14 protein-coding genes and 1 pseudogene are annotated in these 20,222 nt (G+C 44.1%); 8 read left to right on the top strand and 7 right to left on the bottom strand.

What is annotated here, in order from left to right:
• Nucleotides 1-204 precede the first annotated feature (204 nt).
• On the top strand, nt 205-363 hold the full coding sequence (locus GKS34_RS23755) for a HepT-like ribonuclease domain-containing protein (RefSeq protein ID WP_163385748.1): 159 nt from the start codon (nt 205-207) through the stop codon (nt 361-363).
• Between the two features lie 95 nt (nt 364-458).
• On the opposite strand, the gene GKS34_RS14800 is transcribed toward GKS34_RS23755, so the two are convergent.
• The 3 genes from GKS34_RS14800 to GKS34_RS14790 all read right to left on the bottom strand — a co-directional run bounded on the left by GKS34_RS14800 (nt 459) and on the right by GKS34_RS14790 (nt 4,081).
• Nucleotides 459-1,070, bottom strand: a complete 612-nt coding sequence (locus tag GKS34_RS14800; protein ID WP_163385746.1) for a Uma2 family endonuclease — start codon at nt 1,068-1,070, stop codon at nt 459-461.
• Between the two features lie 127 nt (nt 1,071-1,197).
• The gene (locus GKS34_RS14795; RefSeq protein ID WP_163385744.1) at nt 1,198-1,488 is read right to left on the bottom strand and encodes a hypothetical protein; all 291 of its coding nucleotides are present in this window, start codon (nt 1,486-1,488) and stop codon (nt 1,198-1,200) included.
• A 175-nt stretch (nt 1,489-1,663) separates the two neighbouring features.
• Entirely contained in the window at nt 1,664-4,081 is a 2,418-nt protein-coding gene (locus GKS34_RS14790; protein ID WP_163385742.1) for an ABC transporter permease, read from the bottom strand.
• A gap of 318 nt (nt 4,082-4,399) precedes the next feature.
• On the opposite strand from GKS34_RS14790, the gene GKS34_RS14785 reads away from it, so the two are divergent.
• A complete protein-coding gene (locus GKS34_RS14785; RefSeq protein ID WP_205602084.1) occupies nt 4,400-4,801 on the top strand; it encodes a hypothetical protein in 402 nt (133 codons plus the stop codon).
• Between the two features lie 186 nt (nt 4,802-4,987).
• On the opposite strand, the gene GKS34_RS14780 is transcribed toward GKS34_RS14785, so the two are convergent.
• The gene (locus GKS34_RS14780) at nt 4,988-7,438 is read right to left on the bottom strand and encodes an ABC transporter permease (RefSeq protein ID WP_163385738.1); all 2,451 of its coding nucleotides are present in this window, start codon (nt 7,436-7,438) and stop codon (nt 4,988-4,990) included.
• A 378-nt stretch (nt 7,439-7,816) separates the two neighbouring features.
• Here GKS34_RS14780 and GKS34_RS14775 point away from each other — a divergent pair.
• A pseudogene (locus GKS34_RS14775) lies at nt 7,817-8,167 on the top strand (type II toxin-antitoxin system VapC family toxin); the annotation flags it as partial.
• Nucleotides 8,168-8,233: 66 nt separating this feature from the next.
• Here GKS34_RS14775 and GKS34_RS14770 read toward each other — a convergent pair.
• On the bottom strand, nt 8,234-10,594 hold the full coding sequence (locus GKS34_RS14770; protein WP_163385734.1) for an ABC transporter permease: 2,361 nt from the start codon (nt 10,592-10,594) through the stop codon (nt 8,234-8,236).
• 286 nt (nt 10,595-10,880) lie between these two features.
• Here GKS34_RS14770 and GKS34_RS14765 point away from each other — a divergent pair, with 286 nt between their 5' ends.
• The 5 genes from GKS34_RS14765 (at nt 10,881) to GKS34_RS14745 (ending at nt 16,728) form a co-directional block, all read left to right on the top strand.
• Entirely contained in the window at nt 10,881-11,693 is an 813-nt protein-coding gene (locus tag GKS34_RS14765) for a sugar phosphate isomerase/epimerase family protein (RefSeq protein ID WP_163385732.1), read from the top strand.
• A 159-nt stretch (nt 11,694-11,852) separates the two neighbouring features.
• On the top strand, nt 11,853-14,648 hold the full coding sequence (locus GKS34_RS14760; RefSeq protein WP_163385730.1) for a DUF6797 domain-containing protein: 2,796 nt from the start codon (nt 11,853-11,855) through the stop codon (nt 14,646-14,648).
• Nucleotides 14,649-14,765: 117 nt separating this feature from the next.
• A complete protein-coding gene (locus tag GKS34_RS14755; RefSeq protein WP_240459312.1) occupies nt 14,766-15,668 on the top strand; it encodes a cysteine hydrolase family protein in 903 nt (300 codons plus the stop codon).
• Between the two features lie 394 nt (nt 15,669-16,062).
• Nucleotides 16,063-16,500, top strand: a complete 438-nt coding sequence (locus GKS34_RS14750) for an Hsp20/alpha crystallin family protein (protein WP_163385728.1) — start codon at nt 16,063-16,065, stop codon at nt 16,498-16,500.
• A 36-nt stretch (nt 16,501-16,536) separates the two neighbouring features.
• Entirely contained in the window at nt 16,537-16,728 is a 192-nt protein-coding gene (locus GKS34_RS14745) for a hypothetical protein (protein WP_163385726.1), read from the top strand.
• A gap of 282 nt (nt 16,729-17,010) precedes the next feature.
• Here GKS34_RS14745 and fdhD read toward each other — a convergent pair whose 3' ends face one another.
• Together fdhD and GKS34_RS14735 are read right to left on the bottom strand one after the other, a co-directional pair.
• Complete coding sequence (gene fdhD / locus GKS34_RS14740; protein WP_163385724.1) at nt 17,011-17,859, bottom strand: formate dehydrogenase accessory sulfurtransferase FdhD; 849 nt, start codon at nt 17,857-17,859, stop codon at nt 17,011-17,013.
• Nucleotides 17,856-20,129: an FdhF/YdeP family oxidoreductase gene (locus GKS34_RS14735; RefSeq protein ID WP_163385722.1), complete on the bottom strand. Its 2,274-nt coding sequence runs from the start codon at nt 20,127-20,129 to the stop codon at nt 17,856-17,858. Before GKS34_RS14735 ends, fdhD begins: the two co-directional genes overlap by 4 nt.
• Nucleotides 20,130-20,222: the final 93 nt, after the last annotated feature.

Genomic DNA, 20,222 nt, shown 5'->3' with positions numbered 1-20,222 from the left:
GGTTCTACAAACATAGAAATAAATTTTTAAAATAGAAAAGAATAAATCGGTGATTTTTGAAACTTCGGCCGAAAATCCACAAAATGGCTTTTCTATTTTCCGGATAGAAAAAGAAATTAACATAGGTTTGCAGATTGTATTGTCTAAAAAGTGGTAAGATTACTTTCTTTAATTAAAGAGCCTCTATGTGAACTATGATTCTATGTGGTTAAAAAATTCAATGAAATCATTCATGATTATTTTGGGATAGATTTTGATATTATTTGGGACCTAATCAAGACAAAAATTCCTTTATTAAAAATTGAAAAAATCATTTATGGTCTACGAATTGGAGTAGTTTTTCTTGATGATCTATTTTGTTAAAAGAAGTGGCGGTTAAGGAACGTGATAGGGAAGGCTTGAACTTTCTTTTACAATTTAAATAAGCTTTAAATAGGAAAAAAATAGAGCACAAGCTGTCAATTTATTTCAGCAAAGAACGATTCCAAATCCAATTCAAATCCTATAATAGCGGAGGATTTTGCGGTGTCTCCGGAGGTCATCAAACGTGATGGTTGGTAATTGCCCTGAATCAGCGTATATATCAGGAGGGTCTGACCTTCGGGATCCATCAGCCAATATTCCCTTACTCCAGATTCTTCATAAACCTCATATTTGTGTTGGAGTTCAAGCTGTTTATTTCCGGGTGAGAGGACTTCCACCACCAGATCTGGTGCACCGATGCAGCCACGGTCGTCCAACTTTTCCATGTTGCAAATCACACAGATATCCGGCTGTACAACGGTATAAATTTTATCGTCTTTTATGGATTTGACCGGAAGTCTAACATCGAAAGGAGCTATATAGGCCTGGCATTTTTTCCCTTTTAAAAACAAGTTTAGTTCGGTGTGTAGATTCCCTGCCAACCACTGGTGAATCCTTCTTGGAGCAGCAGCCGCTTTTTTAAAAACTTTTCCTTTGATCAGTTCGGCCATCTCTTCCATATCCCATGTCAGGTAATCCGCATAGGTATAGTTGCTATAACTCAAATCGGGTTCTTTAATCAAAGATTTGCTGTCCTCTTTTTTCATACCTAAATATAAGTAATTTAGGGATTTAATGGAAGACATGCAGTCCTCCATCAGCCCAGATTGCGTTCGGAACTAAAGTCAACACCCTGATGACACATCTAATTCTTGTCTTCTGGATCAGCGTTTATTAAATTCCATCTGTAATAGGTATTTTACCTCCATCTCTCTTTTCCACAAACGTAATCGGTACAAATTTTTCCGTCGGTGCGCCAATATAGTAAAGTGCCCAATTGGGGTCATGATGCGATAGCATTTCTGAAAGACAATCTGCCCGATGTCCTTTTGGATCCTGACAATCTTCCCAATAAAACAACTCCACCCTATAGTGATGAGCTTGTTTTTGGTTGTTGATCGTCACTTCGATTTGGATGTCTTGCTTTCCAGATGCAGTAGGGATGGGTATAGCAATGTAAGTCATGGGATTTGATTTTATAGGGAGTGGTTATTCATAATTGCCAAGGCTAGCTGCCATAAAATATCAGTAATGGTTCCTGAGCGAAGTCCAAGGAGAATTGTCTTGCTTTTTAGTCAATTATCTGTTTTCGAGTTAAACTGATTTCCTGAATTTAGCCTCACTGTTTTAATCTCCAAAATCAATCACTCTTTAAACTATTTACCGGATTCACCAGGGCTGCCCGGACTGCCTGTGAACTAATGGTCACCATCGCCACGATGAGGGCAACCATACCCGCCAATATATAAACCCACCAACCAATTTCCACTTTATAGGCAAATCCTTCCAGCCATTTATTCATGGCAAACCAGGTGACCGGTGTAGCAAGCACAATTGCCACCAAAACCAACTTGATAAAATCCTTGGACAGCAGCGTGACAATACTTGAAACCTCAGCACCGAGCACTTTTCTGATTCCGATTTCTTTGGTTCGGATCTCAGCCGTGTAGGTGGCCAAGCCGAACAGTCCCAAACTTGCAATTAGGATCGCCAACACTGAAAACACCGTAAATATCTTTCTGAACTTAAAATCAGCCTGGTACTGTTTGTTAAAATCCTCATCTAAAAAACTATACAAAAAGGGCCTGTGCGGAGCAATTCTTTTCCAAACCTCTTCCAGTTCAGCAATGGTTTTTTGTAAATTGTTGGGCTTTATTTTGAGCGAAAGGAAGCGGCTTGCATAGGCTTCAAAGGGTAACGTCAAAGGTTCTATATTCCGATGGAGCGAGATAAAATTGAAGTTTTTTAGCACCCCAATGACTTCTCCAGCCCTTCCCCACTGGTCAAATTTCTTTCCAACGATGTCCGCAGGATTGGCATAGCCATATTGGCGGGCCGCGGCTTCGTTTACCACTAAAGCTGAGGTTGAATCTGAAGGGAATTCCCTTGAATAGGATCTTCCTGCTACCAATTTCATATCAAAGTGGTCAATAAAATCAATTCCCACCTGAAAAATGGCCTGGTCTTTTTGAATCATTTCCCCATCCGGACCTTCGATGGTTGTTCCGGCATTTGGGAAATAACCTCCCGGGACGCTTCTCGAAAAAGCTGCGGAAAGTATCGCAGGATTTGATTCCAGCTCGCTTTTAAGTGTATTGGATCTGTTATTGACGATTTCATCATAATTATAATCCAACACCAACATCTGCTCTTTGTCAAAACCCATGTCTTTATCCAAGAGGTGATTCATTTGGGTATAGACAATGATGGTCCCTGCAATCAGGATGATGGAAAGGCTGAACTGGAAAATCACAAGGCCCTTTCTAAGGCTGATCCCACTATTATTGGCCACGGAAATACCTTTTAAAATCTGAACTGGCCTGAATCCTGACAATACAAAAGCCGGATAGGATCCAGCCAATAAGCCAACCACAATTAAAATTGCGATCATGGAGGGGATCGTCTGCCAATTAACAAACCTTCCCAATTCTAATTCTTTACCTGTGATGCTGTTCATCAAGGGCATGGATACAGCTACAAAAATCACAGCAACCATCATAGCCAAAAAAACGATGATAATGGATTCGCCTAAAAATTGGTAAATGAGGTGTTTTCTTTCAGCTCCTACCGACTTTCTGATGCCCACTTCCTTGGCGCGCTCCATGGATCTTGCTGTTGACAGGTTCATAAAGTTGATTATGGCGATGACCAAGATGAAAATCCCAATCACCGAAAAAACATAAATATTGGCCAGGCTCCCAGTATCTCCAGGTTGTCTGTCCGCATCTGTTCTAAGGTAAAAATCATTCATCGGTTCAACATTGACGGTATAGAGCGGGTTATCTTGCCTTGCAGCCATAAACTCAGGTATTTTTTGCTTGAAGGAGGCAAGGTTGAAATTCTCGTTGACCAAGAAATAAGTATAGAAATCCACATATCCCCAACTATCAAATACCTCAGGCCAATAAAGCCTGAATGTACTCAAGGAGAGCAGCATGTTGAATTTAAAATGTGAGTTGGCCGGAATATCTTCGATGACGGCAGTGACCCTATAGTCTCCTGCATTTGACCTTCCCGGTGAGTCACTTCCTTTTAGGATTTTGCCAATAGGGTCTTCGTTTCCAAAATACCTTTTGGCGGTGCTCTCCGTCATCACCATGCTGTAGGGTGCAGTCAAAGCTGTTTTGGGATCACCTTTAACCACCTGCCAACTAAAAACATCAAATGCTGTGGAATCCATAAAAAATACGCCGTTTTCCTGATAGGCATTTTCACCATCTGTCAGCAATATATCAGAGCTCCCGGAGAACTGGACTACTTTGTCAATTTCAGGAAAATAACTCTTAAGGGCAGGTCCCACCGGTGCATTATGCCAAACCCAAAAAGGATTGGCCACGGCACTTTCAGGTTGGTCCTTGGATGGAAGGGTCCCGTGTGTCAAACGGTATATCCTATCTTTTTTTTCGTGGTAGGAATCCACTGAAAGCTCATCCTGTACATACATGAAAATCAGAAAGCAACAGGTCATCCCCAGTCCCAATCCAAAAATATTGATAAAGGAGTAGGCTTTCTTTTTCAAAAGGTTTCTCCAGGCAATTTTAAGGTAGTTTTTCCACATTGCTCATCATTTTAACTATCATAACCTTCGTAACTTTTATCGACATTCGTACCAATAAAAATGTGCTTTAAAAAGCCTCATTAGCCGATTTGGCTTTTTTCGATCTGATTTTGCGGACAAAAATGTTCGTTGGCGTGCGTTATTAATACAACATGAAAAGGTATTCAAGCTGTTTTTGATAAGGAAATCGTTTAAAGGTAAAAAAGAATACACAATACCCCATCAACCTTTAAACCAAAGGCTCAAAGTTTGAAATTGCCATTGGTTAGACAAATGACACTGTTTAAGGGCAACCCAATTGTTAACTTTCGGGCGGCAATGCTATGGTTGATTATCGGCTTTTTTCTATGGAATTTAGTTTTTGATCCAACCATCCATAGGGATGCCTTTATTTTCATAGCGGGACTTGGAGTTATCTGGTTTTTACTACTTGGTTTGGTCTACCATTATTTTGGATTAACCGTTGAATATTTTGTAGTCAGCAACCACATTTTTTTCTGGAAAAGGCATGTATATCCACTAAGTGACATTAAGGAGATTGTATTTGAAGGCAATGGCAAAGGCCCAAATAGCCTAAGGCTGATAGCCGGAGATTATAAAACAAAAATCTATGGAGCCAGTACCCTTAAAGACAATACTTGGTTGAAGCTAAAAGAGGAATTGGAGAAAATGGAGGTACCGGTGAGGAATGAAACGATTCTTGAAAGTATTAAAGTCTAAGGAATACTGCACTTCATTCTGGTGCGGATTACTTCATTACCAGAAATACAAAGGACGATAAATTTACTTCACCTTTGCTTCCTGTAATTCACCCATTGGAATTTTATAGTAAAATTTAGTGCTAGCAAATCAAGTCTTGAATCACGAATAGGATTTAGGCTATTGTGAGGAAGTCATGATAGATAATTATTCACTTCTCAATGCCTCGACAGGATTGGCAACAGCTGCCCTGATGGTTTGGAAGCTTAAGGTCACCAAGGCAATCACCATCGCCACCAGCCCCGCCACCGCAAATATCCACCAGTCTATATCAATCCGGTAAGCAAAATTTTCCAGCCAACGGTCCATGACATACCAGGCAATAGGTGAAGCGATGATGATTGCAACCAGTACCAGTTTTATAAAATCTTTGCCAAGAAGTGTCAGGATCACTGTAACATCGGCACCCATTACTTTGCGGATACCAATTTCCTTGGTGCGCTGTTGGACAGATACGGAGATCATTCCCAACAGACCCAGGCTGGATAGAAGAATGCTTAACCCACCAAATGTCATACTTATTGTCAAGGCCCTTCGGTCCTCTTTGTACAGCCTATCAAATTCCTCATCCAAAAACGAATATTCAAATGGATGCTCAGGGGAAAAATCATTCCATACTTTTTTTGCATGGTCCAGTGCCTGAGTTGCATTTCCCGCATTTACCTTAACCAAATAAGAAGAACCTCCATAGGGGTCAAGCGAAAATACTACAGGATCGATTTTTTCATGTAAACTCTTGTGATGATAGTCCTTTACTATTCCAATAATACTGCCCATTTCTTCAGACCCTGTCCGGTATGAAATAGTAGAAAACGAGGTCCCCACTACAGGTTCCTCAAGTCCGAAAATTTTAACAGCAGTTTCATTTATTACAAAATTGAAACGGTCGGCTTCATTTTCGGACTCAAACCAGCGACCTGATACCATAGTCAGGTTGGCCAATTCAGCATAATCTTCATCCGCCCAAATCATTACCGCATCAACTGGTTCTTGGGATTTTGGGTAACCAGACCAGGCAATATCTACAGGCTGTTTCCGATTGTCATCCACTATAGAAGTACCATTGACTTGAGAAACCGACTGAATGGCATTACTTGCAAGTAAATTGGTTTTAATACTATTCACCCGGGTCCAATGGCGTTCTTTTGCCTCCTCATCACCAAATCCAAAGCCTAAAGGCAAGGGTACATGTAACCTAAACACCTGTTCCTTTTGGTAATTATCGGTTTGCTGCTGTATATAGGCAAATTGATAATGGATGGTAACAATACCCACAAGTAGCACCACCGTAAATACAAGTTGGCCCGTTACCAAAGCCTTTCTGAATCCCTGACGACTAAGACCTGCCATCACCTGGTTTTTTAGTAACCCTATCGGCTTCAAAGTAGCCAAAACCATAGCTGGATAGAGACCAGTCATAATGAAAACCAAAACAACTATCCCCAGAATTAACAGTAAAACATGAGGATTCATCAGGTTGAGTACAAGGTTTCTTTCTGCAAACGCATTGAACTCAGGAAGAACCAATAAAACCAACAACAACGTTATCCCTGCTGCCATGATGATCGACAAGAAGGTTTCCACCATTACCTGGACAAACAAATGATGTTTGGACGCTCCCACAATTTTTCGAATCCCGATTTCCTTTAAACGGGTACCGATCCTGGCAATGGAAAGGTTGACAAAATTGACACTGGCCACGCCAAGCAGTAAAATAGCAAGAATGGAAAATACCCATATATTGAGGGTATTCCCATGTGGAATGATCTGATCAAGGAGGCCCGTTTCAAAATGTAAATCAGTAAGCGCAACCAATTTGGATCGTCTGGGTGAATTAGCCATCCATGCTGGCCGATTATTGGCAATAATTTCAGCGATCTTTTTCTCTGCTTCCTCAACAGATGCGCCTTGGTACAACTTTATAAACATAAGTTGAGAAAAAATGCCCCAAGATTTCGTGTCATCAGAATCCTCCTTTCTTTCGTTGTAAAAGGAATTTGAAACCAGGACATCCTGCTGGAAGGAAGCGTTGGCAGGTATATCCTCGATAATTGCTGCTATGGTATAGGGGATGGAATCGATATAAAGGGTTTGTTGTAATGTGGGCAGATCTCCAAAATAGTTGGCCGCTTTGGACCTTGTCAAGATAACGGAACGGGGATTATTGAAAAAAAAGTCCATATTTCCCTGGTGAACTTTATAATCAAACATGTCAATCCAGTCTTTGCCCACGATCAGGGCATTGGGTTCTTTGAATTGGTGGCCATTGATTTCTAAAACCTTTCTACCTACATTGATACCCGCCATTGCCATTTGTTCTATTTCAGGGATCTTCTCTTGAATGGCCTCGAAAGCAGGGTATTGCGAAGTCCCGCTAAATGGGTATTCTGCTTTAATCGTGTCGTAATCAGCTCTTAAGTAAATTCGATCTGCATCCGGATAATAGTTGTCAAAGCGCAGCTCATTTTGACTCCAGAGAAGTATAAGTATAGCCGCTGCCATGGCAATGGACAGCCCTACTAGGTGTATGGTTGAACTAATTTTGGTTTGCCAGAGATAGCGAAAAGCTATTTTAAAGTAATTTTTTACCATGGTCATATTTGTTATGATTTTTGACTAAATCAGGCATCCGTTTCCAGTTATACCCAGTCCAAACAAATCCATCCCTATTTTATCTTTCCATTCTGCTTACTACTACCATGCCATTGGATTCCTGCGGAAATTGTATAAAAGGCCCCATTCACTGGTATTATAATTTTCTAAACGGACAAAAACGTCCGCTGTCGGGCGAATTATCTGGAAATTATCAATCTATTAATTTCAAGCTGATCCATTGGAATTACGGGTGCGTAAATCAGCCTCGAACCAAAAGGGAATATAGGGCCCTGGTACCTTGGAATCAACCCAATAAATTTATTGACTATCTTATGCGCTTGTTCTTCTGGATTTTTTTCTTGAGCGAAACCCCACCCAGAAAAAATTGAAAAATTATTTGGCCTGATTGACAATGAAACAGTGGAAGGATATGTAACTGTATCTATACTTCAAATCTGTGCTTATTATCTGACATCAGCAAAAGGGGTGGAGGTAGCAAAAGAGGTTTTAGAGATGATTATTTTAAAATTTCAACTGTTGGAAGGGACTAAAAAAACATTACTGAACGCTTTAAAATCAGAGTATCGGGACATTGAGGATGCAATTCACTATTTCATTGCCGCTGAATACGAGATGAATGCAATAGTTACTTTGGACAAGAATTTTATCAAGTTGTCTTCACGTTATTTACCCATTTACAGCCCTTCTGACCTATTGATGGTATTAGGATAGGGGGAGATTTTTAGCAATTTAAAAGAGGGTGTCCAAATTTTTGACCGAACACCTTCTCAAGCAAACCTACTCGTTTTTTAGCGTTTCGGCTGGGTTTATCAGTGCTGCTTTGATCGCCTGAGAACTCACAGTCAACAAGGCAATCAGAAGCGTCAAACCGCCTGTCCAAAGGAACAAGGTCCAATCAATACTGGTCCGGTAGGCAAACGTCTCCAGCCAGTTGCTCATAAAGTACCAGGTTACCGGAATACCGATGATCACTGAGATCAGAACTAACCTGGTAAATTCAGACGATAGCATTCCCACTACACTCGTGATGGAAGCTCCAAGGACTTTTCGAACGGAAATTTCCTTTTTTCTTCGCTCAGCAATGAAATTGGCCAGGCCAAAAAGCCCCATACCGGAGATGATCACCGCCAGGCCGGTAAAAAGAGCGGTAAGTTTCGAGCTGCGTTCCTGAGACCTGAATTTCCGGGCATGTTCCTCCGATACAAATTTATATTCAAAGGGAGCATCGGGATTGAATTTATCGAAAACGGTCTCTACCCTAGCCAGTGAATTCCTGTAGTCCGCATGCTCGGCAAACCGGATATGAATAAAATTCAGCTGACGCTTTGGGCCCATCACCATTATTGGATGGGCCGCATTAAAGGGGGATTCCATAATAAAATCCTTCACAACGCCCACAATGGTGAACTCAAAGGCATCATCCTTGACCACCTGACCGATTGGATCATCCAAGCCCATCACCTCCACGGCTTTTTCATTGACTATTGCCGAAAGGCTATCGCTGGCATACGTATAGATATCGATGTCCCTGCCAGCGGTCAAGGTCATGCCAGCTGTTTTTACCAGGTTGGCATCGGCGCCCATCCGGCTAATATTTGGCTTGAATTCCGGATCCTTGCCCTGCCATTCCATGCCATCCGTGTCACTGTAAATATTAGTCAAAGGAGAAAAGGTGTAACTTACTGCAGTTACCTCAGGTAGCGCCAGCAACTCACTGCGAAGTGCCCCTTTATTTTTTCTCATACTTTCCGTCACCGGATGGAAAATGAGCTGATCTTTATTGATTCCCATATCCCTGTTTTGAACATAGCGTATTTGGTCCTGAACGATCCAGACACATGAGATCAGAGTGACCACTACAGAAAATTGAAAAACCACCAGAACCTCACGTGGTTTTAACCCAAGCCCCTTTTTGGTTCCCATTTGCGATTTAAAAATGGCTACAGGCTTGAAAGCACTTAATAAAAATGCAGGATAGGCTCCAGCCAATACTCCTGTCATAAAGACATAGATTACAGAAATCACCCAAAAATAGGGTTGATTAAATGGGTTGGCCAATTCCTGCCCAACCAGATTTTTAAACCAGGAAAAAGAAAGCGAAACCATACCGATTGCAAGCAAGTAAGCAGCGAGGGTAATTAAAATGGATTCGGCCAGGAATTGCCCGATCAACATCCCCCTGCCCGCCCCTGAGATTTTCCGGATGCCAACTTCTTTGGATCGCTGATCACTTTGGGCTGTACTCAGGTTTACAAAATTGATCGCTGCAATGAGTAAAACGAGGATGGAAATGATACCAAACATCCGGATCATTTCTATTTTTCCACCTACAGATTTTCCATTTTCAAACTTTGCATGGAGATGCAGGTCCCGCATGGGGAAAAGAAAATCTGAAATGGCTTCTAATTCAGAATTTCTCGCTGTAAAATCCGCAAATTTCTTATTGAAAGCAGGCAGGTCTGCCTGTTCATTTAAAAGGGCAAAGGTACGGTAGGAATTATTGCCCCAATAATCGTCCACCCAGCCCAATGATTCTATCTTTTTAAAAGGTAAAAATACAGTAAATGGGAAGTCTGTGTTTTCCGGTAAATCTTTGATAATTGCTTTTACTTCAAAATCCAATTGTTTCGCCACGGTGACCCGTTTGCCCATCGCCGACTTCTCCCCAAAGAGTTTTCGGGCCACTGATGATGTTAGTACAATCGTTCCTGGGTCCTTCAGTGCGGCCACCGGGTCGCCTTCCAGTGCTTCGAAACTAAAAAGCTTAAAAAACCCTGGATCCGTAAAAGTAGCTTCTTCATAAAAATTATTTTCTCCTACAGTCAGAAGTTGCCGGTCCCATTCCGTGATCCTTGCCACTTCTTCTACCTCGGGAAACTGTTCCTTCATGGCAGGAGCGTAGGGGGCAGGGGTATAATCCCAGGTAAAAACCTCCCCTTGCATTTCAGCATTTCTCCAGACCGCATACAGCCGATCGGAATTTTCATGGAAGCGATCTACCGATATTTCAAATTGCACCCAGATTAGGATTAGAATGGAGGCGGCCATCCCGATTCCCAGGCCAGCTACATGGATGAAGGTGTAGCTTTTTTTTCGGCTAATGTTTCGCCAGGGGATGGTAAGGTAGTTTTTCCACATAATATTGAGTAGTGCTTTACCACTTCACTTCTACTTCCATGCCATCCAAAACCTCCCCGAATGGCATTATTACCCCGATTTTTAAATCATAGCGTTTCCGATTCGAACAAAAATGTTCGCTATCGGGCATTTAACCGCATTTGCAAAGATATTTATCGATTACCCATACATCCAAAATTCAGTTTGTCCCGCTGTGGAGAAATAACCCATTTATTCTTTTGTTTACACGGTTTTTTTTAAGAGATTCCCTTTTGACAAATTTTCTCAAACTATTACCAGGCCTGAAATGTCGATCAAGTTTTACGCGCCCCTATGGGGTAACACCCTGCCTTTTAAAGAATTTTGTAAAAAAGTAAAGGAAGCCGGATACGACGGGGTGGAAATGGACCTTCCGCTAGAAGAAAAAGAGAAGGGAGAGGTGTTAAATCGGTTGAGGGAATTTGATCTGGAATTGATCGCCCAGTACTACCAGTCCTTTGAAGCAGATCCTTCCGCCAATCTAACCGCTTATAACGGATACCTGGAACACCTGTTGGCAGCCAGACCGGTAGCTGTAAACTGTCAAACGGGTAAGGATTATTTTAACTTTAACGAAAACCAGGCACATTTCAGTCTGGCACAAAAACTGTCCGCATCATCGGGTATTCCCATTACCCACGAGACCCATCGTGGCAAGTGCCTGTATTCAGCCCCGGTAGCCAGCATGTATTTCCAACAAATTCCTGACCTCCGCATTTGCCTGGATATTTCGCATTGGTGCAACGTGCACGAATCCTTGCTGGAAGATCAAAAAGGGGCCGTAGACCTGGCCCTATCCCGAACCGATCATATTCACAGTAGGGTGGGTTTTGCGGAAGGGCCACAGGTAAGCGATCCGAGGGCTCCGGAATGGAGCGATGCCCTGCAAGCTCATTTAGGATGGTGGGATCGGGTGGTACAAAGGCATCGGAAACAGGGTAGCTTACTTCGAATTACCACCGAGTTCGGGCCTTTTCCCTATATGCCCTCCCTTCCCCATACCCAAATGCCCATTTCCAATCAGTGGGATATTAATGTATACATGCTTGATTTGCTGAAAAACAGGTATCTGAATAAATAAAACAATTTAGCCCCAGGTTGGATCCTGTTGTTCCCCTAATCAAGACCTGGAGAGCTGGCAATCCTAGACCGCAGCCTCCTAAAATTTTTGTATTTGTAACTTTTGGCAGTAATTTGGGAGGCACATTGCAATTCGCTATTAAAATTTGTCCATAAAAGCATGAATTACGCCAATTCCAACTTCCGTTTCCCAAAATACCAGACCTTAAGTCTACTTGCTTTATTTCTATTATTTGGTAACCTGTTTTTCTCTTGCCAGGAAAAAGTTCAAGAGAAGATGATAACGGAAGTTGATTTTGAAACCGAAGAATTCGCTCCCTTTGTAGAACCTGGCTTTCCGTTTATTACCACCTCAATGGACGGCCGGGACTTGGGAGAAGGTTTTCCTAATAATAACATTTCCGCCCGTGTGCTGGCCTTGCAGTTGGGCAATGAGGCCTACGCCTGCTTTGACACCGATATGCTGCGTTGGACGGTAGGCTGGACCGGGGATTTTATGCCCATGGTAACCATGGCTCAAATCTCCTACGATGATTTTCACAACAAAGGAAACCAGATTCCTAAAATTGGCGGAGATCCCAAAGTGGCTACCGGAAGCTACCCGGGTTGGTCAGCGGGAGCCCCGTTATTCTCTGATCCACGCACGCCGTCTCCGCACCCGCAGAGTCCACCATGGGGGGCCATACCTGCTGAATTGGGTCGTTATGAAGGCCTTTACACCTTGGGTCAGCAGGCGGTGCTGGCCTATTCTGTCGGGAATACCTTGATCCATGAGTTGCCTGGCAGTGTGGTTCGGGATGGCATGACGGCGTTTACCAGGTATTTTGATGTTTCTCCAGCTGACAGATCCCTTTATTTGGTTGCGGCCGAAGTGGTAGACGCAGACAGTGTGAAGGAAAAGGAAAATAGCATCTTGATACACAGGGATGGAGAAATTACGGGACTTGGACTTCCAGCGGGTGTTACCGGTGTGCGCTTGTCGGTACACGAAGAACGCTATTTAGTAGCGGAAGTAGCCCCCCATGCGGAAGCAACGGAGTTCGGCTTGGTGGTGTGGAAAGGAGATCAGGAGCATCTCGCTGCTTTTGAGGCGGCAACCTCCGAATTTGAGGCGGAAATACCGACAATTGATCAAGGCGGTCCGGCTTATTGGACTGAAGAAGTGCTTACCAAAGGACATATTTCTCCGGACACGGCTGCCTTTGTTACCGATCGGCTTACCCTGCCGGTACCCAATCCCTGGAAGCGAAACGTCCGGCTGGTAGATATAGGGTTTTTTGATGCCGATAAAGCAGCCCTGGTTACCTTCGAGGGAGATGTCTGGATCATGAACGGCTTAGAGGAGGGTATAGGTCGACTCGCATGGTCCCGATTTGCCTCGGGGCTGTACGAACCACAAAGCTTGGAAATAGTAGATGGAAAGGTGTACGTCTATGGAAAAGACGGCATCACCCGGCTCCACGACCTGAACGGGGACGGGGTAGCGGACCGATATGAAAATTTTTCCAATGCCATGGCCCAATCCATAGAAACAAGAGAATGGGCCTCCAGTATGGTAGCCGATCCGAAAGGAGGATTCTACGTTGCAAAATTTGGCGCCCTGGATATGGGGCCGGAAACCTCTTCACCCAAATCCCTGATGGGATTCCGATCTGCCTCCCACCACGACGGATCCGTTCTAAAAATCTCTTCTGACGGGCGTTCTGTAGAACAGTTTGCCTCGGGATTCAGGGGCCCTTACCTGGGTATTCATCCGGAAAATGGCTTGCTAACAGGTTCCGACCAACAGGGGCACTACATGCCTTCCACTCCGGTAATGCTGATTCAAAAAGGAGATTACTTCGGGGTGCCTGCAACGGCACATCGGGATCCGATCCCAGAAGTCACCCCACCTATTACCTGGATTCCGCATAACGAGGACCGGTCAGGAGTGGGCCAAATATGGGTAAACAGCGCGAAAATGGGCCCGTTAAACGGGCAGCTGCTTCACCTTTCCTATGGCCGGCCTGGTTTGTTTCAAGTGAAAATCGACAGTGGTTCACAGGTGGTGCAAGGCGGAGCGAACGTGATACCGGGTACGTTTCCAGCCCCTGCAATGAAGGGGAAAGTCAATCCGGGTGACGGGCAGGTTTATTTTACTGGATTTTCGCTTTGGGGGCATAATTCAGAGGTTTTAAGTGCGCTCCTTAGGCTTCGGTACACCGGAAAAGAGAATTTCATGCCCCGCGAATACAAAGTGCGGGATGGGGGGATCATTTTACGCTTCGATCAGGAATTGGATAAAACAGTGGCACAGGATATTGCTGCGTATAAGGTGAAGCGCTGGAATTACCAACGTAGCCAGAAATACGGGTCGGGTCATTTCAAATTGGATGGCACGGTTGGAGAAGAATACCTGCCCGTATTGGAGGCAATCTTATCCGATGACCGCAAAGGCGTATTTCTGATCGTGCCGCAAATCACCGAAGTCATGCAGATGGAAGTAGCCTATGAGTTGAAAACGAAAGGAGGCGTCTCCTGGTCGGATAAGGTGTGGATGACGGTCAACGAGGTGGTCCGGCCGGATTTGCTGGCCGAAGGCTTCAGTAAAGTAAGTGAAGGGGATTTAAATCAAGACTATGAGGCTTCGCTTTTGGTCGATTCGGAAGGAGAAGCACCAGATGCTGTTCGTGGGAAGGAATTGTTTATGAATTACGGTTGCATAGCCTGTCATGCAGTGGAGGGTAGCGGAGAAGGTAAAATAGGACCCAATGTAGACGGGCTTTATGGTTCCGAAAGGGAGTTTACCGATGGTAGTTCCGCAACCGCAGATGAGGACTACCTCAGAGAGTCCATTGTGGATCCCGGTGCCCGAGTGGTCAAGGGCAGGGAAGGGGAGATGCCTTCCTTCCTGGGAGTTTTATCTGAAAATGACATTGCTTCCATTATATTGTATTTTAAAACTTTGAAAAATTAGAGTATATTACCTAAAAATCCGGTAATACGAAATCAAGCATGACGCAAGTGACACACGGAGGGATGTTTATTAAGCATGCGAGATTCAATCTGACCGCTGAAAAAAAATTATAAACAGATGAAATTAATCCCTTGTATCCTGCTATTGACCATCCTTATGCCTGCCTGCCAGCAGCGAGAGAGCAGCAAGCAAAGTGAGGAGACCACACAAGAATCCGATTTGATTCAGGTCAACCTTAGAAAACAAGTGGCTATAAACAGCGAAAATGTAGCCTGGGAGTCCAGAGTGCATCAAGAGGCATGGGATCCTGCAAAAACGGCTTTTATTGTTACGGATATGTGGGACAAGCACTGGTGTGAAAGTGCGACCCAAAGAGTGGGTGAGTTAGCTCCTAAAATGAATGAAACTATCGAAGCTGCCAGAGAAAAGGGAGTTACGATTATCCATGCGCCTAGCGGGACCATGGATTTTTATGCCGATACACCCCAACGACAAGCAGCTCAGAAAGTATCCTTTCATGCCGCTCCTGAAGCTTTTCCTATAAATGACTGGTGTTATCTTGATCCGGATAATGAAGCACCGTTGCCCATTGATGACAGTGACGGTGGATGCGATCAGCCTTGCGCCAATGGTGAACCCTGCGAGGAAAGGACCGCCTGGACACGACAGACTCCCGAAATACAAATTGCAGAAGGGGATTTTATATCCGATCAGGGCCAGGAAATCTTCAATATCATTCAATCCAGGGACATAAAAAATATTGTGGTCATGGGAGTTCATTTAAATATGTGCGTGTTGGGCCGGCCTTTTGCCATCCGGCAGATGGCCAATCTGGACAAAAACGTGGTGCTAATGCGGGACATGACCGATACCATGTACAATCCGGAAATGCCACCTTATGTGAGCCATTTTGAGGGCACCGATTTGGTCGTGGCGCATGTGGAACGATACTGGGCTCCTTCAATGGTCAGCACCGACTTTACAGGTACTCCCTCATTTCATTTCCAGGGAGCGGAGTAAACCCGTTTTTTCCAGCATACTTGGCTTACCTGTACGTTTTCTTATCCTCTTTATTTTTTTAGATGGAGATGCTTTCGGCTCAAATTATTAATCAATAGATAAAACCGATTTAAACTCGTTTTTGGTTCTTGTAAGGCTACTATTTCTGTCTTGAATTGGTCAAGGGTTCGATTAGTCTGATATTTTGACAGCTTTGACAAAATATTGAATTACCAACAATGCGCAAAGCGGCTGTCAGGTTGACAGTCGCTTTTTGGCGTACTCTTTTTATAAATTATTTGGCATGTAATTTGAAATGCGGGTTGTTAAATGGTTAATGGTTGTTGTCAGGTTTTTGACAATATGTAACCCATTGAAACAGTTAATTTGATGTTTTACTTAAAACTTACATGCCATGAAAAATGTGATTAGTAAAAATGGATGGAAGCCAGGCAGCGAATACCTGGAAGATGCAATGTCCGGAGATTGGTTGAATTTCACCAGGAAAGGGGTGAACACAGCGTACGTGCCAATGGTCAATATTTTAGAGACCGATGAGGCCTACCGCATTCATATGGGACTTCCCGGTATGAACAAAAATGATTTTAACGTGGAATTGGATAATCAGGTTATTACCATTTCCGGTAGCACCGACCAGAAAAATGATGGGAACCAAAGTCAGTACCTGATGAAGGAATTTAATTACCACTCCTTCACTCGTTCTTTTCAACTTCCAAACACCATCGATACCGATCAGATTGAGGCTAAATTTGAAAATGGAATGCTTACGCTGTTCCTTCCGAAAAGGGAAGAGGCAAGAAGAAGACCAATTAAAATAATCGATATTTCCTAAGAAAGACCTATTATTCATTGTAACGATTCCTGAATTATGAAAACCTCTTATTTGGATTATTATAAAATGATTTTAAAAAAGGTAAGTTTTGATTATGGCCTTTTAAAGAAAGAGCTTCAAAAAGCGAATCAAATACTCACCCAGGAAGAACGATCCAGTTTAAGAAAATGGATGTTACAAAACGGGCTACATGCTGACGCTACAGGCAAAACGTCAGTGGCGGCATAAAAGCTCTCTGTAATTTATTCCGCCTGTGAAGGGATGCTTTGTAAAAGTACCAGATCTCTTTTAGGAACGATAGGATTTAATGGTAAAAAGGCCCGGGTTGTACGGGCCTTTTTTATTTTGATGGGTACGTTCTGGTTCCTGAGAATGCAGAAAAAATACCCCGATCCGGGTATTTTTTATACCCCCAGGCTTTCTACCTTTGTAAGAGGTGATAAGTAAATTTTTCGAAATAGATTTTTCTATTGCAAATGGTGGGTATTATTTTGATGATTTTTTTACCCACTATTTTATTCTTTCTTCTCCACTGTAAATATTGAATCTGTCTTTTTTCAAAAATCCAATTAAAGTTTGGTTTTTTTCGTTTGCCAGCCTTACTGCAAGGCTGGTGGGAGCACCTAATGCTACCAGCACCTGGATACCAGCATTTACCGCTTTTTGCACCATTTCAAAACTCACCCTACCGCTAAGCAATACCACTTTGTTTTCCCAGAGGTTAATGCCTTGTCTGAGTCCGGCACCGATTAATTTATCCAACGCGTTATGACGACCCACGTCCTCCCTGAGGAGAAGCATATCCCCCGAATCCTCGTAAAGCACGGCAGCATGGAGCCCTCCCGTGTAGTTAAATCCCGTTTGCTGTGAATTCAGCTTTTGAGTTAAGGATTGAACTGTAACCACCGAAATTTTCCGGTCCGAATTGAATGGCAAGCCGGCAGCATCGCACCTCACAGTATCGATCGCCGTTTTGCCACATACACCGCAACTTGAATGCGTGAAAAAATTTCTATTCAGTTTCTCAGGATCAAAATCCAGGTTTGGAATCAACCGGACCCGCATTACATTTCCTTCCTCCTCGGGTTTGACCTGCTGGCAATAGCGCATCCACAAAATATCTCTTTCCTGGAGGATGATTCCTTCTGCATAAAGAAAGCCCATCGCAAGGTCAAAATCCTGGCCGGGACTTCTCATCGTTACCAGCAGGTCTTTGCGATGCCATTCGCCGTATTTTTCGTATTCCAATTGGATTTGCAGCGGCTCCTCTACCGCAACCAAATCCGAAAGGGATTCCTTTCCGGCCTGGTTCTGCTTTCGTATTGTCCAGGGGATTACCAGCCCTCTCTTCCCGCTCATGCCTTCATGATTTCTAAATGGACTTCTACATATTTGGATGCCGGACAATGGCTTTCATCCGACCGGTTACCTAAAGCAATTAATACGTTTCCTTCGGGGAAATAAACCGCCAGGCAGCCCTTACTGATGGCATAGGGAATCACCTGAAAACCCTCCAAAACCCGCTGTTCTCCATCAAAAAAGCTGGTCAATTTCACCAGATCACCGGATTTACATCCGTACTCCTGCATGTCATCGGGATGCATCATGACCACCTCCCGGCTATTGGAGATTCCCCGATAGCGGTCATTATAGCCATATACCGTTGTATTGAACTGATCATGGCTGCGGATGGTCATGAGGGTAAAGGGCGTTTTCGGAGCCGAATATTGAGGTAGCGGATTGACTGTTATTTTTGCTTTCTGATCTACCGTATGAAACGTACCCTCCCGGGCGCCGTTTGGAAGGTAAAATCCACCAGGAATGCGTGCCCGTTGATTATATTGCTCAAATCCTGGAATAACTTCTTCAATTTTGTCCCGGATTCGGTCGTAATCGACCGCCATTCCTTCCCAATCTGTGGGATTTTCTGTTCCCAGGACCGCCCTTGCCAAACCGCATACGATGGCCACTTCACTTTTGAGCTGATCGGATGCCGGTTCCAGGTCACCCTGAGACATGCGCACCCGGCCAGCGGTGTCTTCTGTACTGACCCACTGTGGTCCTGATGGGCTGACATCCTTTTCCGTTCGGCCCAGGCAGGGAAGTATTACCGCTGTTTGCCCATGGATCAGATGACTGCGGTTTAACTTGGTGGAAACCTGAACGGTGAGGTCACATTGCTGCAATCCCTGGAAAACTTTTCCAGTATCCGGAGCTGCCAGTGCAAAATTGCCACCCATTCCGAAAAATACCCGGGCCTTACCGGACAGCATCGCTTCGACTGCGCCTACGGCTCCAACGCCATGGTGGCGGGGAGGATTAAATGAGAATGCGGCTCCCAACCGATCCAGAAAACTATCGGGCATTTTCTCCCAAATACCCATGGTACGGTCCCCTTGCACGTTGCTGTGGCCTCTAACTGGCAGGGTACCGGCTCCTTTTTTGCCAATGGAACCCTTCACCAATAGTATATTGACGATTTCTCGAATCGTATTTTCTGCATTGCGGTGTTGGGTAATGCCCATGGCCCAGGCAATGATAATTTTTTTGCTGGAAGCGAGCAGGTCGGCGGCCTCTCTAATTTTTTCTTCTGGTACACCACTCGCGTCTATTAATTCCTGTAAGTCAGTGGAATGCAAATGCCGGACCAGATCCTCGTAACCGCTGGTCTGCTTCTGAATAAAGGCATGGTCAAACACCTTTTTTTCGCCCCTGGCATCCGCTTCCAGAAGTAATTTGAGCAAGGCTTTAAGCAGCGCTAGATCGCCGTTCAACGTCACCTGCAGATGCAGGTCATGTATGATCGTTGGCTTGCCTACCCATTCCCAGGGTTTTTGGGGATTTCTGAATTGGATCAAACCCGTTTCAGGAAGCGGATTTACCATGATGAGCTTTCCCCCGTTTTTTTTGAGCTTTTCCAGGTAGGTGAGCATTCTGGGCGCGTTGGTTCCGGGATTTTGGCCCAGGACCAGCATCAGGTCTGCCTCCGGAATGTCGGCCAAGGTCACGGATGCTTTGCCAATCCCCAGAGTTTCGGAAAGTGCCTTACCGGAAGCTTCGTGGCACATATTGGAGCAATCGGGAAGGTTGTTGGTCCCAAACTGCCGCACAAAGGATTGGTAGAGAAAAGCCGCTTCGTTACTCGTTCTACCCGATGTATAAAACAAAGCATGATCCGGGGTTGGCAATCCGTTCAATTTTTCGGCAATGAAGGCAAAGGCATCCTCCCAGGAGATGGGTGAGTAATGGCTGTCATTTTCCTTCAGGACCATGGGTTGGGTCAGGCGGCCCTGTTTTTCCAGCCAATGGTCGGATTTTTCGAGTAAATCTTTCACACTGTATTGACGGAAAAATGCAGCATCCAGCCGTTTATAAGTACTTTCCCAAACGATAGCCTTAGCCCCATTTTCGCAATATTCCGCTATTTTAGAAACTTCTTCCGGATCAGGATCGGGCCAGGCACAACTGGGACAATCAACCCCCTTGGGTTGATTTAGCTTCAAGAGGGTTTTAACCCCCCGTCCTATATGGGTTTCTTCCCAAAGGGAATAAGCCACTGATTGAATGGATCGAAGTCCGGCGGCCGTTTTGGGAGGAGGGCTGAGTTTTACGATTCTTTTTGGGCTCATTTTGTTAGGGTTAGTTGGCCTATGGCCGTGCAGGTAAAGTTAAAGAAAAGCAAACTTTATAATATTCCCATAGATGCTACAAAAAATTATTTG

It is taken from the genome of Cyclobacterium jeungdonense, assembly GCF_010994275.1.
Lineage (GTDB): Bacteria > Bacteroidota > Bacteroidia > Cytophagales > Cyclobacteriaceae > Cyclobacterium > Cyclobacterium jeungdonense.
The sequence above is the reverse complement of the archived record's forward strand: the minus strand, read 5'-3'. Positions and strand labels throughout refer to the sequence as shown.

Excerpts from the sequence above, each read along its gene's own strand:
- GKS34_RS14800 (WP_163385746.1), bottom strand. The coding sequence starts at position 1,070 with ATGAAAAAAGAGGACAGCAAATCTTTGATTAAAGAACCCGATTTGAGT.
- GKS34_RS14795 (WP_163385744.1), bottom strand. The coding sequence starts at position 1,488 with ATGACTTACATTGCTATACCCATCCCTACTGCATCTGGAAAGCAAGAC.
- GKS34_RS14790 (WP_163385742.1), bottom strand. The coding sequence starts at position 4,081 with ATGTGGAAAAACTACCTTAAAATTGCCTGGAGAAACCTTTTGAAAAAG.
- GKS34_RS14785 (WP_205602084.1), top strand. The coding sequence starts at position 4,400 with ATGCTATGGTTGATTATCGGCTTTTTTCTATGGAATTTAGTTTTTGAT.
- GKS34_RS14780 (WP_163385738.1), bottom strand. The coding sequence starts at position 7,438 with ATGACCATGGTAAAAAATTACTTTAAAATAGCTTTTCGCTATCTCTGG.
- GKS34_RS14770 (WP_163385734.1), bottom strand. The coding sequence starts at position 10,594 with ATGTGGAAAAACTACCTTACCATCCCCTGGCGAAACATTAGCCGAAAA.
- GKS34_RS14765 (WP_163385732.1), top strand. The coding sequence starts at position 10,881 with ATGTCGATCAAGTTTTACGCGCCCCTATGGGGTAACACCCTGCCTTTT.
- GKS34_RS14760 (WP_163385730.1), top strand. The coding sequence starts at position 11,853 with ATGAATTACGCCAATTCCAACTTCCGTTTCCCAAAATACCAGACCTTA.
- GKS34_RS14755 (WP_240459312.1), top strand. The coding sequence starts at position 14,766 with ATGAAATTAATCCCTTGTATCCTGCTATTGACCATCCTTATGCCTGCC.
- GKS34_RS14750 (WP_163385728.1), top strand. The coding sequence starts at position 16,063 with ATGAAAAATGTGATTAGTAAAAATGGATGGAAGCCAGGCAGCGAATAC.
- GKS34_RS14745 (WP_163385726.1), top strand. The coding sequence starts at position 16,537 with ATGAAAACCTCTTATTTGGATTATTATAAAATGATTTTAAAAAAGGTA.
- fdhD (WP_163385724.1), bottom strand. The coding sequence starts at position 17,859 with ATGAGCGGGAAGAGAGGGCTGGTAATCCCCTGGACAATACGAAAGCAG.
- GKS34_RS14735 (WP_163385722.1), bottom strand. The coding sequence starts at position 20,129 with ATGAGCCCAAAAAGAATCGTAAAACTCAGCCCTCCTCCCAAAACGGCC.